Annotated in this window: 13 protein-coding genes and 1 pseudogene; 6 read left to right on the top strand and 8 right to left on the bottom strand. The window is 59.2% G+C overall.

Going from position 1 to position 14642, the window contains the following annotated elements:
- Positions 1-72: 72 nt before the first annotated feature.
- Positions 73-756 (top strand): helix-turn-helix domain-containing protein, encoded by a 684-nt coding sequence (locus RSO67_RS19945; protein WP_315840258.1) that lies wholly within the window; start codon positions 73-75, stop codon positions 754-756.
- Here RSO67_RS19945 and RSO67_RS19940 read toward each other — a convergent pair.
- From RSO67_RS19940 to RSO67_RS19930, 3 genes and pseudogenes are all read right to left on the bottom strand, one after another.
- Positions 734-1192: a potassium channel family protein gene (locus tag RSO67_RS19940; protein ID WP_315840257.1), complete on the bottom strand. Its 459-nt coding sequence runs from the start codon at positions 1190-1192 to the stop codon at positions 734-736. The two genes, RSO67_RS19945 and RSO67_RS19940, sit on opposite strands and share 23 nt — an antisense overlap.
- A gap of 29 nt (positions 1193-1221) precedes the next feature.
- The gene (locus tag RSO67_RS19935) at positions 1222-2082 is read right to left on the bottom strand and encodes an alpha/beta hydrolase (protein ID WP_315840256.1); all 861 of its coding nucleotides are present in this window, start codon (positions 2080-2082) and stop codon (positions 1222-1224) included.
- Positions 2083-2091: 9 nt separating this feature from the next.
- Positions 2092-4591: pseudogene (locus tag RSO67_RS19930) on the bottom strand (alpha/beta hydrolase).
- Between the two features lie 131 nt (positions 4592-4722).
- On the opposite strand from RSO67_RS19930, the gene RSO67_RS19925 reads away from it, so the two are divergent.
- The 5 genes from RSO67_RS19925 to RSO67_RS19905 all read left to right on the top strand — a co-directional run bounded on the left by RSO67_RS19925 (position 4723) and on the right by RSO67_RS19905 (position 8128).
- A complete protein-coding gene (locus tag RSO67_RS19925; RefSeq protein ID WP_315840255.1) occupies positions 4723-5649 on the top strand; it encodes an alpha/beta hydrolase in 927 nt (308 codons plus the stop codon).
- Positions 5646-6260 (top strand): hypothetical protein, encoded by a 615-nt coding sequence (locus RSO67_RS19920; RefSeq protein ID WP_315840254.1) that lies wholly within the window; start codon positions 5646-5648, stop codon positions 6258-6260. The genes RSO67_RS19925 and RSO67_RS19920 overlap by 4 nt, the downstream gene beginning before the upstream one ends.
- Before the next feature lie 85 nt (positions 6261-6345).
- Positions 6346-6993, top strand: a complete 648-nt coding sequence (locus RSO67_RS19915) for a 3-oxoacid CoA-transferase subunit A (protein WP_315840253.1) — start codon at positions 6346-6348, stop codon at positions 6991-6993.
- 3 nt (positions 6994-6996) lie between these two features.
- Complete coding sequence (locus RSO67_RS19910; protein WP_315840252.1) at positions 6997-7647, top strand: 3-oxoacid CoA-transferase subunit B; 651 nt, start codon at positions 6997-6999, stop codon at positions 7645-7647.
- A gap of 22 nt (positions 7648-7669) precedes the next feature.
- Positions 7670-8128 carry a MaoC family dehydratase gene (locus RSO67_RS19905; RefSeq protein ID WP_315840251.1) on the top strand — a complete coding sequence of 153 codons (459 nt, stop codon included), beginning with the start codon at positions 7670-7672 and terminating at the stop codon, positions 8126-8128.
- A 16-nt stretch (positions 8129-8144) separates the two neighbouring features.
- On the opposite strand, the gene fabI is transcribed toward RSO67_RS19905, so the two are convergent.
- The 5 genes from fabI to RSO67_RS19880 form a co-directional block, all read right to left on the bottom strand.
- Complete coding sequence (fabI, locus tag RSO67_RS19900; RefSeq protein ID WP_315840250.1) at positions 8145-8936, bottom strand: enoyl-ACP reductase FabI; 792 nt, start codon at positions 8934-8936, stop codon at positions 8145-8147.
- A complete protein-coding gene (locus RSO67_RS19895) occupies positions 8933-10147 on the bottom strand; it encodes an acetate/propionate family kinase (protein ID WP_315840249.1) in 1215 nt (404 codons plus the stop codon). The genes fabI and RSO67_RS19895 overlap by 4 nt, the downstream gene beginning before the upstream one ends.
- Positions 10148-10152: 5 nt before the next feature.
- Positions 10153-11115 carry a phosphate acetyltransferase gene (locus RSO67_RS19890; RefSeq protein WP_315840248.1) on the bottom strand — a complete coding sequence of 321 codons (963 nt, stop codon included), beginning with the start codon at positions 11113-11115 and terminating at the stop codon, positions 10153-10155.
- A 34-nt stretch (positions 11116-11149) separates the two neighbouring features.
- Positions 11150-13372, bottom strand: a complete 2223-nt coding sequence (locus RSO67_RS19885; RefSeq protein WP_315840247.1) for a DUF3141 domain-containing protein — start codon at positions 13370-13372, stop codon at positions 11150-11152.
- Positions 13373-13436: 64 nt separating this feature from the next.
- Complete coding sequence (locus RSO67_RS19880; protein WP_315840246.1) at positions 13437-14528, bottom strand: AI-2E family transporter; 1092 nt, start codon at positions 14526-14528, stop codon at positions 13437-13439.
- Between the last annotated feature and the right edge of the window lie 114 nt (positions 14529-14642).

Below are 14642 nucleotides of genomic sequence, written 5' to 3'. Positions count from 1 at the left end.
GGCAAAAGCAGGGTGCTTTTGTCGCAGTGCAGAATTGAGGGAAAGTCATTTAGTAAAAGTGGGGAGTGGACCATGTTTGCTCGCACGACAATGAGCTCAACACCTCGCCCAAACTCTCTCCGTGAACTCGGCATGGATAGCGAATCTAATCCCATCGTCAGTCTGAACGAATTCACGTATAAGAAGCGCTCTGAAATCTACGGCGAGAAGGAGCCTGCAGAATACGTCTACCAAGTAAAATCTGGCGCGGTGCGAAGCTACAAGCTTCTGTCCGATGGGCGTCGGCAGATCGGCGCATTTCACCTCGCCGGCGATATTTTCGGGTTGGAAAACGGTGGTGAGCACCGGTTCACAGCGGAAGCGATTGTCGACACCACCGTTCGCCTCATCAAGCGACAAAGTTTGGAGATTGTCGCCGAGAGCGACACCATGGTCGCCCGCAATCTGCTCAACATGACCACAAGTAACCTGCAACATGCGGAAGACCACATGCTTCTGCTCGGCCGCAAGACTTCGCTGGAACGGGTCGCCGCGTTTCTGCTTGAAATGGACAAGCGGTTGACGGCCGCTGGCATTATGGCACTGCCGATGTCGCGCCGCGACATCGCCGATTATCTCGGCCTGACGCTGGAAACTGTTTCACGCGTATTGTCTCGGCTGCATGAACTCGGCACCCTTGGCTTTGTCGGCAACACCCAACGGCAGATCGTGCTCATGGACCGAAGTCGGCTCGCTAGCCTCGATCTTCAAAACTGAAACCGCGGGCACCGATTTTGGCGAGATGATCCAGTGTCTTTTGCAGCACTTCGAACAGGACTGCCGCTGACCAGCCAAACATCAGTATGCCGTTCATGGCGGTCATCGGCCCGATCAGCCGCCAGGCCTGCACCGGTGTAATGTCGCCGTAGCCAAGAGTCGTGTAATTCACAAAAGCGAAATAAAGTAGATCGCTCCCTTCCGGGGTTGCCCCCACTATTGCGTAGGCCAACGCCCAGGCAAGCATTTCCAGCGTGTGCGCAATCATTAGCACAGCTGCTACCTCGACCATCACGGCCATCAGGTGAAATTTCGGTCGCACGGTGTGCCGCAACCCGGCTTTGCGCGCGATGCCCACGGCGCCAACAGTCACCAGCGCGTGGATCATGATCGTGATCACGGTTACGATCGAGCCGACAAAAAACTGAATCGCCATAACTCTACCAATCTACGATAAGCCCGCCGCTATTGGAGAGCACCGAACCAGGCGCCGAAGTAACCGGCATATAGCGCCGGCACCTCCAGATTCATCGAATGTCCGATCCCTGGCACGACGACGAGCCGGCAATCCGGCATTGTCGCTGCCATGGTCCGTAGATCGGGCAATGGAATCCACCCGTCGCGTTCGCCCCAGAGCACCAGATGCGCGTGCCGGATTTCGGGCATCCGGCGCTCCAGCTCTCCGCTTTCCTTCTCCCGGTTGAGATTGACAGGCGTCCCGATCCAGATGCCTTCAGACACACCAAATGTCTGCTCGACGATCCGGTCGAACAGCGCCTGGATTTCACCGGTCCCCTCGCGGAACCGTGGGATCGCGTTGGGTGCCATGCTCTCCGGCAGGAATAGCGAGGACGCTGCGGTGGCCATCACCGTGCGTGTGAGTTGCTTGCTCGCCATCATTGCCCGGAAAAGGCTGAGCTGATCACTGTTGAAGGCCATGCCGATCGGTGTCACCGGATCGAGAGCAAATATCCGCCCGAAGCGCTCCGGCTGCATCAACAACATCCGCGCGGCAATGATGCCACCAGTCGAATGGGTTGCAAGATGGCAGAACTTGATGCGCAGCGTATCGAGCGCGGCGAGCATATCCTCGGCGTGCTGCTGCATGGAGTAGTTCCTGTAATCGCTCGCAGGCTCCGGCCGGTCGCTGTCGCCGCAACCGCGCCAATCGATTCCAATCACGCGCAGTCCGCACGGAAACAAAGGCGCGGCGAGCTCAATCCAGTCCTTGCTGGCGAGATTGCCGTGGATAAAGACCACGGTTACGTCGCCTGCTCCCCATTCGCGCCAGCCCAGTGAAACCTCGCCCGCCTGCACCCTTGGCATAGGGCGGACCTATTTGTTCAGACCAGCGGTCGGGGCTGCACCGGGCGGTGTCGGCGCCACCGGGAGCACCGACGCAACGGCGCCCCTGATCATGCGATCGGTCCCGAGCGGCGAACTGGTATCGACCTTTCCCTTCGTCACGAAGTCCACCACGTCGGCGGAATATTCAACCGGATTGTCCGTGTGAATGAAATGTCCGGTCTCCGGATAGATCTTGAGCATCGGCCGGTTGCCGGCGTTCGTCATCCGCGACATGAACGGCGTGATCACATCGCGGCCGAGGTCGGTCAAGCCGTTAAAGGCAGGTGTCGGGATAAACGGCTCCTTGTCGCCGAACGCAAGGAAGATCGGCGCCTTGACCTCGGTCAGCCGTTCGTAAAGGTTCTTCGGGTCATCCTGCTGCAGCTCCGCACCTATCGTGTAGATATCGAAGATGAAGACGTTGCACCATTGTTCGAGCTCCTTCGGGTTCCCCTTGGTCAAGCCGACGCGCTGCTCGGTATGCAAGCGGGCATATTCACTGTCGCTGAAGAAGTAACCGCTCTTCGCAGCTGATACGGCCCCGGTCTCCGGGTCACGCTTCTTGAAGTAGAAGAAATCGCGGATGCCCTCCTCTGGCCGGGCGATCTCTGCGGCCAGGATCCCGGTCTGATCCCATGCCTGCTTCCACTTGGCGAAGTCACGGCCGAAGGATTCGTCGAACAGACGCGCCTTCTTGTCCTTGGCGACCGTGATGTCGCGCGGATATTCCTCAAGACCGGAAGGCGCCTCGAGCGCAAGACTTTGCACCGCATCCGGCCAGGTCAGGGCGTAGCCCATCACGAACTGGCCGCCGAGAGAGTGGCCAAGGTAATGCGCCTTCTTGACGTTGAGCTGGTTGACGACGAGATCATAGATCACCTCGCGCATATCCTGCATGCTGCGCGCCGGGCTCTTGTCGAGATTGCCGGGCCCGGACATGCCATAATGAGGCAAATCGGGCACGATCACGCGCACGCCACTGCGCAAGGCATATTGCATGATATTGCCGTAGTGCCCGCCGAAAGCGCCCTTGCCGTGAATGATGACAAGGACCTTCGGATCCCTGTCCGTACCGGCATATTCGTCCATGTAGCCGATCTGCCAGGACGTCCCACGCTTGTCCTTCGCGGTCGCATATTTGACCGGATAGGGATAGATCACGTAGTCCTTCCAGAACGATTTTGTTTTGTCGATATTTTCGGCAACCCGAGGGATACGATAATTCTTGTCGACGAACTGCTGCGCCCGGTCGAGGCTCGCCACGTCGTCCATGAACGCGACGAATTTCGGATCGTTCTTCCGATTGTTGATGATCGGAAACACACCGTAGTGAGCAACCGGGCTCTCCTCGGAGATAAGGTCTGCGCCCGGAACGCGATCGACGGCGCGCTGGGCAAGCTTGAAATTCAGCCAGAGGTCGTTGGTGATATGCATCACCAACGTGCGAGCCTGAATGCGCCCGAGGTTCTCATTGATATTGTAGGTTTCGCCGATACGGTTGCGCCAGACCAGATCCACCGCATCATATAGTTTAGAGCGGTTATTCACGTTGAGACCGGCTTTCTCATTCGGCGGGTCCCAGTAGAAAACTTCCCGACGCGAAACTCTGGTTTGTCCTGTAGCCGAAATCATAGCCGGTCAGACCAAGAACCGACCAGCCGAAGGCCATGCCCGGCAGCGGGTGTTTCTCCTTCGGTAGCTTATAGTAATCGCCCTTGGTCGATTGCCAGACCGGGTCGGACTGGATAGCGGCCGTCATGAGCTGGAACGTCCAGTTGCCGACTGGATCCCCGGCGTCAGACTGCGTCGTACCGCCAATCGGCATCAGCGCACCGATATATTCGGGATGCAGCACGCCCCAAACATAAGTCTGCGTGCCCCCCATCGAGACGCCGGCGACCAGCGCCACGCGCACGACCTTCAAATGATCGCGCAACATCCGATAGTTGGCCTGCACCATGTCAAAGTAGCTGTACTGCGGAAATTTGATACCAAGGCCGTCCGAAGGTTTGCTGGCGCCCCAAGTGCCCAACGGATCGACCATAATGACATAGTAACGGTCGGTATCGATCGGTCGTCCGGGACCAATGATAGGCACGCCGCCTGATAGCGCGGCGCCCTTGACCCATTGCTCATACATGTCGGTAGAGTCGCCGGAATAGTAGGAATTTATGACCACCGCATTGGTGATCTCACCGGCGGCATTGCGGCGCGGGTTTCCGACTGCGACATAGGCCGTGCGTAGCTTACCACCACCGAGCGACTCCAGCGTGACTCCACCCTCGCCGCCGTCTTCCCACTTGGCGTGGTCGTTGAGGTCATACTTACCGCCCAGCCGGAAGTTTGATATCTCGTAGTATTTCTTCAATCCATCATGCTGGACTTGCGACGAGCGACGCGTGAAGGGCTGTGCGGTCGCTATCGCTGTGCCGACGAGCAGTATGATCAGACTGACAGCACAACGTTTCGTGGCGTCTGCCCCGGTCATGACCGCATCCTCCCAATGGCGTTTCGTAAAAGTGTTCGGCGAGACTTCCCGGAAAGGCTTGATCTAGCTCAATGGAATCGACTTTCGGGAGTTGAGTATCGCAGCGATCAAATCGCCAACCGGTCAGCGCAATGCCGTTCCTGAAGTATGGTACGTATCGGATACGCTATGAACTTGACGGCCCGGAGGACGCACCCGTCTACGTTCTGGTCAACGGGCTGACCCAATACGCCGAACTATGGACTGCCTATCGCGACGCGCTGGTCGCAAGGCGCTTCCGCGTTGCGACGTTCGATCTGCTTGGCCAGGGTGCGTCCGATAAGCCCGCGCTTTTCATCCGTCAGGACGATCACGTCGCTGCACTCCACCTTCTGATCGAAGAACTGGGTAAGGGCCCCGTTTTTCTCGGAGGTATCAGCTTCGGCGGTCTCATCGCACTACGCTATGCCATCGAACACAGCCAGCGGCTCGCCGGCCTCGTGCCAATGAGCTGTTTTGCGGAGCTCCCGCCTCAACTCTATCTACTTGGCAATGCCCTGCGCACCGGATTGATCCTTGGCGGCACAAGCTATCTTCAGGACTTGCTGCTGCCCATGAATGTCAGCGACCAATGGCTGCAGCCGGTTCTCGAAACGCTCGACAAGGTCAAGAGGCAGGGCTGGCTGATCAATGACGTCTACGCACTGCAGAACCTGATGGAATCCTTCCTCGATTTCCAGCCGCTGACGTCGCAACTACATCGTATCGGCGTGCCGACGATGATCCTGAATGGCGAATTCGACTTTCTGACGCCACGCGCGCTTCACGAAACCCTGCGTATCCACATTCCCGATAGCTCGCTCACGATCATTCCGCGCGCTTATCACGCCTTCACGCTCGAGAAGCCAGCACTCACCGCCGACCTGCTCGCACGCTTTGCGGAGGATGTGCTGGCAGGTCGCTGGCAAGGCAAAAAGTCTGTCCATGTTGCGCCGGAGGAAGCCGGTGGCGAGATTATGCCGTTTCCCGCCGGCTACGACCATCTGCGTGCAATTCCGGTGCAGGGAACGATGCGATGAGCGGGTTCTTCGGGCCACTCGATACCAATGGCTGCGTGCCCCCGCATCAGCAGACGCGCGTGGCCGCATTCTTGGTCTCGGCCCATGGCGCGCTGGCGCGGCAGTTCGCGTTTGCCTTGCCGCTCAAGCTGGACTCCGCCTGGCAAACCGAATTGAACGCGCAGTTTTATCGCGAAACCGAGATCGTTTCCCTGTTGCTGCGTGCGACATCGTGGACTCCCGATCTTGCCCTGAGCTATCTGGTGGGATCCTGGGAAACAACATGGCTGCCAAAGCCAATCGAAGGCATTCCCGATCCACCCCTGGCGCTGGCGGGTGATCTCGCCGCCCGCGCACATGCCATACATGCTGGCATCCGCCCGGCGGCCCTCCTGCCGGTCGATGCCAAGGCGCATGATCCGTTCGTCACGGCGCTGCGCCGTATTGAACTTGAAAGCGGCCGCCTGCTGCAGGCGCAGATTCTTCTTTTGAAGGGCCCGAACCTTGCGCCCTTTCGCGATCCCGTGAGCGTCGCCCTCGAACAGCGACATACCCAGGTTCGCGAGCTATGGGCGAATGCCCTCAAGAGCGTTGGCATTTCCATTCGCGAAGGAAATGATCAGAAGTCTTGACGCAGATCAAAGGAGCGCCGGGTTGATGGACCAACACTTCGTCATGGTCGCCTTTTCTTGATCGCCTGTCGACCGGAGCCTCCTCATGAAGGCCGTTTCCCTGGAAGAAGCCATTGCGGTGATCCCGGCCGGTGCAAGCATCATGGTCGGCGGGTTCATGGGTGTCGGCACGCCTGAGCGCCTTCTCGACGAGCTGGTACGGCAGAGGAAATCGAATCTTTCTCTCATCAGCAATGACGCGGCCACACCTGGAAAAGGCGTTGGAAAGCTGTTTGACGGCGCACACGTGACCCACATGATCGGGACCCATATTGGGCTCAATCCGAAAGCCCAGCAACAAATGCTGGGCAAGCAGATCACCGTCGATCTCATCCCGCAGGGCACTTTCGTCGAGCGCATTCGCGCTGGCGGCTGTGGGCTTGGCGGCGTACTCACGCCAACAGGCGTCGGTACGCTCGTCGAGGAAGGCAAGCAGAGGATCGATGTCGGCGGGAAGATATACTTGCTGGAAACCGCGCTGCGCGCGGATTTTGCATTGGTGCAGGCATTTCTCGCCGACTACGCCGGCAACCTTTCCTACGCCCTCACGGCACGTAACTTCAATCCGGTCATGGCGATGGCTGCGGATACCGTGATCGTCACCGCCGAACATATTGTTCCGGTCGGCGTGATCGCGCCTGACCATGTCATGACTCCTGGCCCCCTGGTCGATTATCTCGTTGCGAACGGGTGATCCATGGATGCGCAAACCATCATCGCCCGCCGCGTGGCGCAGGAGCTTCGACCTGGCAACCTCGTCAATCTCGGCATCGGCATTCCGACACTGGTGGCTAACTACGTGCCAGCGGGCCTGCACGTTTACTTTCAGTCCGAGAACGGCCTGATCGGCACCGGTCCCATCCCGGAGCAAGGCATGGCCCATCCTCTGCTGACTGATGCCGGCGGCAAGCCGATCAGCGCCCTGCCCGGCGCCGCCACCTTCGACAGCGCGATGTCGTTCGGCTTGATCCGAGGCGGTCATGTTGATCTCACCGTGCTCGGCGGTCTGCAGGTCGATGCCGGCGGGCGCCTCGCCAACTGGATGATCCCTGGCAAGATGGTGCCAGGGATGGGCGGCGCCATGGATCTCGTCAGCGGCGCTAAGCGCGTCATCGTCGCCATGCAGCATGCGGCCAAAGGAAAGTCCAAGATCGTCGCGAGGTGCAACCTGCCGCTGACGTCGGCGCGGCCGATCGATCTCGTTGTCACCGATATGGCAGTCATCGCGTTTCCCGGCGGCAATGCAACTTTGCTGGAGACGGCGCCCGGCGTCAGCATCGCCGAGGTGCTGGCGGTGACCGAGGCGGAGATCGCTGTTCCAGACAATGTCCCTGAAATGAAGCTGTAACCGTGCACAGGAACGAATCGCGATGCGAATTTTCAACGGGTTCGATGAGCTGAAAGCCGCCGTAGGTACGGAGATCGGCGTTAGCGACTGGATCGAGGTGACACAGGATCGGATCAACACTTTTGCGGAAGCAACCTGCGACGAACAATGGATTCATGTCGACCAGGAGCGGGCGGAGGCAGAGATGCCGGGCGGCAAGACCATTGCTCACGGCCTGCTGTCATTGAGCTTGACGCCGATGTTCATCCGCTCGGTGATGGGTTTGAAAGGGTTGAAGAACACGCTGAACTATGGCGCGGATCGCGTTCGCTATCTCTCCCCGGTGCCGGCCGGTTCAAGGTTGCGTGGACGCGTCAGCATTGCGGAAGCCGAGGAAGTGCCGCCCAACGGCTTGCGCACCCACTATCGGGTGACGATCGAGATCGAGGGCGGCAAGCGCCCGGCCTGCGTCGCCGAAGTGATCGGCCTGCACTTCAGCTGAAGCAGGGGTCCATACGTCAATCGATGATGTGGTAGCCGCCATCGATATACATCACGCTCCCGGTGATCAGCTTGGCGCCATCGAGCGCGAGGAACGCCGTCGCCCTCCCCACGTCGTCAATGCTGACGAGACTGCGCGCCGGTGCCTGCGACTGGGCCTTGTCCATCAATTCATCGAACTCCGGAATGCCTGATGCCGCACGCGTTGCCAGCGGCCCAGGCGAGATGGCATGCACGCGAATGCCCTTCGGGCCAAGCTCGGCTGCGATATAACGCACCGCGGCCTCAAGCGCCGCCTTCGCGATGCCCATGACGTTGTAGTTCTTCACTACCATCTGGCTGCCGTAATAAGTCATGGTGAACATCGTTCCGCCGTTCTTCATCAAAGGCTCGGCCAGATGCGCCATGCGCATGAACGACCAGCAGGACACGTCCATGGTCTTCTGAAAGCCCTCACGGTCCACGTCGACCACACGGCCATGCAATGCACCTTTGGGTGAAAAGGCGATGGAGTGCAGCAGAAAATCGAGATGGCCCCATTCCTTGCCAATTCGTTCAAACACCTTCTCGGTTTCGCCCTCAACCATCACATCGAGCGGCATGAAGATCGGAGACTCCAGTGTCACGGCAAGGGGCTCGACATGCTTCTTGGCCTTCTCGTTCAGATAGGTGACGGCAACCTCAGCGCCAAGCGCCCGAAATGCCTTGGCGCAGCCCCACGCGATGGACTGATCGTTGGCAATACCGACGACCAGCCCCTTCTTGCCTTTCAACGCGACACTGGTCTCGGGAAATACCGGAATTGTCATGACACTCTCTCGCGCTTCTGATTTTGCGTTTTCGGATTCATCAGCAGCGTCAGGGTGTGCTGCGCAATCATTAACTCTTCGTCGGTGGGAATCACGAAGACGGGAACACGGCTGTCTGCCCCTGAAATCTTGCTGGCATTTGCCGCATTCGCGCTTGCATCGAGTGTGACCCCAAGCCAGGTCAGTCTCTCAGCAATGCGCGCTCGGATCGTGGCCGAATTCTCGCCGATCCCGGCGGTGAATACGAAGGCGTCGAGGCCCTGCAGCGCGGCCACCAGCATGCCGGCGTGGAGGCCGACCCGATAGACGAAATAGTCGACCGCAAATGCAGCGCGCGGATCGCCGCTGGTCTGGAGCTCTCGCATGTCATTGCTGACCCCGGACAGTCCTTTCAGACCGCAATCCCGATAGAGGAAATCCTGCACTTTGGAGACGGACATCCCTTTTTCCGCGATCAGATAGAGCACGACGCCCGGATCGAGCTGGCCCGCACGTGTTCCCATTGCGAGACCATCGAGCGCTGTAAAGCCCATGGTGCTCTCGACACTCTTTCCGTTCTTGATCGCGCACATCGATGCACCGCTACCGAGATGGGCGACGATCACGCGCCCGCCAGCGACGTTCGATGCGACTTGCGACAAGCGCTTGGCGATATACTCGTAGGACAGGCCATGGAAGCCGTAGCGCCTGATGCCTTCGGCATGAAGCTGATGCGGGATCGCATAGTAGTCCGCCAGCGCATCATGATCGCGATGGAAGGCAGTGTCGAAACAGGCAACCTGCGGCAGGGTTGGGAAGTTGTTTAGAATTGTCCTGATCGGTGCCAGATTATGTGGCTGGTGCAGGGGAGCCAGAGAGACGTACCGTTCCAGCCGCCCCACAACTCCATGGTCGATCAAGACCGGATTTGCATAATCCGGTCCGCCATGAACGACGCGATGGCCGACGGCGATTGGGTTGATATTCAGCTCGTCACGCAGCCAGGCGCCGGCGACAGACATCGCCGCTGGTACATCTGCCACGGCCTCGATCGGATAAGCACGATCAGCCATCGGATCGCCGTTCTGGCCATTCGCACGTAGCCGCGGGCGGCTGCCGATTCCATCTATCTGGCCCTTGATCCGCCTTTGTAAGTTCCCCTCTCCCTCAACCGAGAAAATCTGAAACTTGACGCTTGAGGAGCCAGCATTGACGACAAGAATTGTATCCATGACTATCACCCGGAAACTGTTGGTGCATGCTGACGCCTCGCATGCGCGTATAGCGAGGCTATGGCGCAGGACGCCATCCGGGCGCGCGCCGTGTCCGCACGCGACGTCAACACGACGGGCACCCTGGCCCCCAACACGATACCGGCGCCATCAGCCTTGGCGAAGTAAGCGAGATTCTTTGCCAGCATGTTGCCGGCCTCAAGGTCGGGAACAACAAGTATCTGCGCGCGTCCTGCGACCTCGGACTTGATGCCCTTGATCCGCGCTGCCTCAACATCGATGGCATTGTCGAAGGCCAATGGGCCGTCGAGCACCCCGCCGGTGATCTGGCCGCGGTCGGCCATTTTACAAAGCGCCGCCGCCTCGATCGTCGAGGGAATCATGGCGGTGACAGTCTCCACCGCCGAGAGGATCGCCACGCGTGGAGACTGGCCGAACCCCGCTTGATTGTAGAGATCGATGGCATTTTGAATGATATCCCGCTTGGCTGCGAGATCCGGAAAGATGTTGATTGCCGCATCTGTGACAAAAATGGTCTCGGCGTAGGCCGGAACGTCCATCACGAACACGTGGCTGATGCGCCGATTGGTGCGCAAGCCGCCGACTTTTGCCGTCACGGCTCGCATGAGTTCGTCGGTATGCAGGCTGCCTTTCATCAGCATCTCGCCTTTGGCTGCATGAATCAACTCGACACCCTTGGCAGCAGAATCATCGCTATGCGCAGCGTCGACAATCTCGAAGCCCGCGATGGCGAGGCCGCTCTTCTCCGCGGTATCCTTGATCTTCTGAGCGGGACCGACCAGGACTGGCCGGATGATGCCTGCTTGCGCACTATCGACAGCGCCGCGCAGCGAGGTCTCATCGCAAGGATGCACGACAACAGTCGGGACCGGCGGCACAGCCTTCGCCGCCGTGATCAGTCGATCATATTTACTGGGAGATCGTGCTTGGCTTGCGTCAGCTGACATGATGTTGCTCCCACTCCCCGTGACTGAACCTGCCCTACGACGCTCTCGCCTCAGGGTCGAAATGGGTAACGTTTGACGTCCCCACCCCGCCTGCTTCCACACCGAACAACCCGGCGATCCGCCCGAGCCTGACTGCGCGCTCGCCAGTGATTTCGCCGCTGGCGGACAACACCTCACGCATCGCCGCGAAAATCGCCTGCTTTTGATTGTGATCCGCAGGCAGCAACGCCGGAATAGCGGCAAGCGCCCCTTCCGGATCGAGCAACAGCATGAAGAACTGCTCGCGCACCAGAGTCTTGAATTCGGACAGCGTTAATTGTGCTCCGGCCTGATCGCGCCGAACCTGGCGCAGCGCCTCGATGCTTCGCTCATCGACCATTCCCCGCGCAGAGCCAACATAAAGCAACGAACGCAAGGTCGCTTCGCGAAGGCCACCCACTGCAATCCTGGACCTGAGTTCAGCGATCTTCTTGTCGAGCATGGCTCGGTGCTCGGCCGACATTTCCCGGCGGCGCGACGGCTCGGACTTCGGGTCGATGCCGAGGGCTGCTTGCAATTCCGGCGACCCATAGATGTTGAGGAACATGGCCTCGCTCAGCGCCTCTTGAGCGTCCCGCCAGCCGTCCAGTGCGTGAACGATCTGCTTCCCCATCTGCTCCTGAAAGGCCAGAAAGGGATTATCTTTGGAGACCGGCTTGCGATTGTCTTCGATGCTGTCCGCGGCAGACTTCACCCAGCTCATCCAGGGACTTTTGCTGCTGAAAGCTTCATATTGAAGCCGCAACGGATGCAAATTGCGCATCATTTCCGCCATCTGCGGCGTCACTGCATTCTTGAGCCAGGGTTGAACATACTTCCGGTAGGCTGCGAGATTCATCTCCGAGACGCGCTTGGCGGCAGCGAAGCGCCGCTCATCCTCCGGCGAATTACCGCCCATGGCCCTGATGTCATCAAGCGTCCGGGCCTCGCAGCGCATCACCCATTGACCGACGACGAGGTCGGCGCTCGCGGTCGCCTCCCCCTTGGCTTCAAAGGTCGCTTCATAGAGACCCGGCGGCAATACATCGATGAGATCGATGTTGCTGGAAAACTCCGTATGTTCCTTCTTGGCTACGCCGCCGGACACGAAGATCCCCAGATGGCCGATGCTTTGGTGAACCGTATAGACAATCGTCTGCCCGTACGCCCTGATCTCATCCACATCAGCATAGCAATCGAGGATCCAATTCAGCGCTTGCTGCGGCGGCGTAACGTTGTCGCCCTCGGAGCAGAACACCAGGATCGGCGACCTGATATTGCGCAAGTCGACCTTCCGGCCGTCCGACATCTCGACCTTGCCCGCGGCGAGGTTGTTGCCAATGAAAAGCTCGTCGACGATGAACTGGATTTCTTCAGCATTCAGATTGACGTGGCCGCCCCACCAACGCTCGAACTCAAGATAGCGATCCGCCTCGGTATCGATATTGGAATAGACATTGTATTGCTTGGTCCACAGCGTGTTCGAGGGGTTCTGGTTCTCGAAATTTTGCACCAGCCAGGCGCCGTCAAATTTTCCGGCACCGAGATCACTGGTCATCGCGGTAAGCCAACTGCCTCCCATCAGGCCACCGGAATAGCGCATCGGGTATTTTCCGTGCACTCCTTCCCAATACGCGAGCGGAGCGCCTGCGATGATCAGCGGCCCGAACAGCTCGGGCCGCAGCGATGCCAAAATCATGACGGCCCAACCGGCCTGGCAATTACCGATGACGCAAGGCTTGCCGTCAGCCTTGGGATGCAGAGCGATGACCTTCTCGATGAACTGCGCTTCGGCCCGCGCTATGCGCTCGATGGTCTGTCCCGGCATCGGTTCCGGCAGGAAGCCAATGAAATAGCAGGGGTGACCTGCTTTCATCGCCACGCCTATTTCACTGTCGGCCTTGAAACCGCCGATGCCCGGACCGTGACCTGCACGAGGATCGACCACGATGAACGGCCGTCGTTCGAAATCGATTTCAACGCCCGCGGGCGGAACGATGCGAACCAGCGCGTAGTTCACAGGCTCGTTCAGGTCACGACCATCGATAATCAATTCGGCTGCATACTGAAGGACATGCGGTGCGGTCTGCGCGACATGCTCGCGATACTGATCGCCACGCTGACGCATAACGTCCAGGAACAGCATGCTCCGCTGTCCAGCATCGACCATGTATTCCACCGCCGAAGCAACGAGCCCGGACATCGGACCGCCCAGCAAGTTTGACGCTTCCTTCGACATGTTCCGACCTCATCGTCGCGCCACGTCATTCAAGGGGCTTTGCGCAAGGCATCGTTGATCTAGGTCAAGGGTCCGCAGTCAGCCCCGGCGCCGGTCTGGATTGATCCTCGCGCATCCATGCCGCCATCAACTCCCAGGCGACCGAAAGAACAATCGGCCCGATAAAGAGGCCAACAATTCCGTGTGCAAGAGTTCCTCCGATGACGCCGATGAAGATGACAAGTGTCGGCGTCGTAAGTCCGCGTCCCATCACGAGCGGTTTCAATATGTTGTCGAGCACGCCGACGAAGCCAAGAAACACTGTCAACAGCAGTGCCGTGGTGAAATCCTTGTCCATCCAGATCCAGATGACCACAGGAAGAATGACGATTGCTGCGCCGATCTGAATGATGGTCAGCAGCATGACCGCAAAGGCCAGGAGGCCAGCGCTGGGAATGCCGGCCATTTTGAACCCGATGCCCGCCAGCAGGGCCTGCAAGACCGCGACGCCGATCACGCCCTGAGAGACGGCGCGGATTGTCGCCCCCGCCAAATCCAGCAAATGTTCGCTCTGCTCGGGAACGATGAGGGAAAGAAGACGCCTTCCGCCTGCGGCCAGTTGGGCACCGTAGGGGAAGAGAAAGCCGGCTATAAGCACGGACAGCAAAAATTTGAGCGTACCGACGCCGACGCTCCCCGCAAGCGTGAGCATCGTCCCCGCCAAGGGTTTCAAATACGGCGCGACCTCGCGCAACACCGTCCTGATATTGCTGAACGCCCGGCTCCAGATTTCATACAGCTGGGGCCCGACGAAACGCCATTCCTTGATGTGTTCGGGCGGTGACGGAATGACCAGATTGCCGGCACTCAGGTCATCGGCGAGTTGTCTGACCCCATCCACCGCGCTCAAACCCAGCCAAGTCGCCGGCCCGATCACAATTCCAAGATTGACGATTGTGAGGATCGTCGCAGCCGTTCGGGGACGGCCACCGAGCAGTTTGGCCAGCCAGTTGAAAGCCGGATAGAAGGCGACTGCAAGGACACCGCTCCAAGCCAGAATTGGCACGAAGGAGCGGATCACGATGAACGTCCAGATCACCAGTAACGCCAGCAATCCCACCCGGACCACAAGCTGGATGACATCGTCCCCGGATAAAACGCGGCGAAGTGTTTTCACGAACGCGCCTTGATCTGTTCAGGTGCGTCAGCGTTGCTGCTGCGGACATCCGGTAGTCTTGATCCAGATCAACCCTCCGTCCGGCAGCCCCCCTTTGCTTGACGCTGGGCCGAA

Source organism: Tardiphaga sp. 709 (assembly GCF_032401055.1).
Lineage (GTDB): Bacteria > Pseudomonadota > Alphaproteobacteria > Rhizobiales > Xanthobacteraceae > Tardiphaga.
Note: the sequence above shows the minus strand (reverse complement) of the source record. Positions and strands in the feature narration are given on the sequence as shown.

Bases quoted from the DNA above. Each gene is read 5' to 3' on its own strand.
- RSO67_RS19945 (WP_315840258.1), top strand. From the start codon at position 73: ATGTTTGCTCGCACGACAATGAGCTCAACACCTCGCCCAAACTCTCTC.
- RSO67_RS19940 (WP_315840257.1), bottom strand. From the start codon at position 1,192: ATGGCGATTCAGTTTTTTGTCGGCTCGATCGTAACCGTGATCACGATC.
- RSO67_RS19935 (WP_315840256.1), bottom strand. From the start codon at position 2,082: ATGCCAAGGGTGCAGGCGGGCGAGGTTTCACTGGGCTGGCGCGAATGG.
- RSO67_RS19925 (WP_315840255.1), top strand. From the start codon at position 4,723: ATGCCGTTCCTGAAGTATGGTACGTATCGGATACGCTATGAACTTGAC.
- RSO67_RS19920 (WP_315840254.1), top strand. From the start codon at position 5,646: ATGAGCGGGTTCTTCGGGCCACTCGATACCAATGGCTGCGTGCCCCCG.
- RSO67_RS19915 (WP_315840253.1), top strand. From the start codon at position 6,346: ATGAAGGCCGTTTCCCTGGAAGAAGCCATTGCGGTGATCCCGGCCGGT.
- RSO67_RS19910 (WP_315840252.1), top strand. From the start codon at position 6,997: ATGGATGCGCAAACCATCATCGCCCGCCGCGTGGCGCAGGAGCTTCGA.
- RSO67_RS19905 (WP_315840251.1), top strand. From the start codon at position 7,670: ATGCGAATTTTCAACGGGTTCGATGAGCTGAAAGCCGCCGTAGGTACG.
- fabI (WP_315840250.1), bottom strand. From the start codon at position 8,936: ATGACAATTCCGGTATTTCCCGAGACCAGTGTCGCGTTGAAAGGCAAG.
- RSO67_RS19895 (WP_315840249.1), bottom strand. From the start codon at position 10,147: ATGGATACAATTCTTGTCGTCAATGCTGGCTCCTCAAGCGTCAAGTTT.
- RSO67_RS19890 (WP_315840248.1), bottom strand. From the start codon at position 11,115: ATGTCAGCTGACGCAAGCCAAGCACGATCTCCCAGTAAATATGATCGA.
- RSO67_RS19885 (WP_315840247.1), bottom strand. From the start codon at position 13,372: ATGTCGAAGGAAGCGTCAAACTTGCTGGGCGGTCCGATGTCCGGGCTC.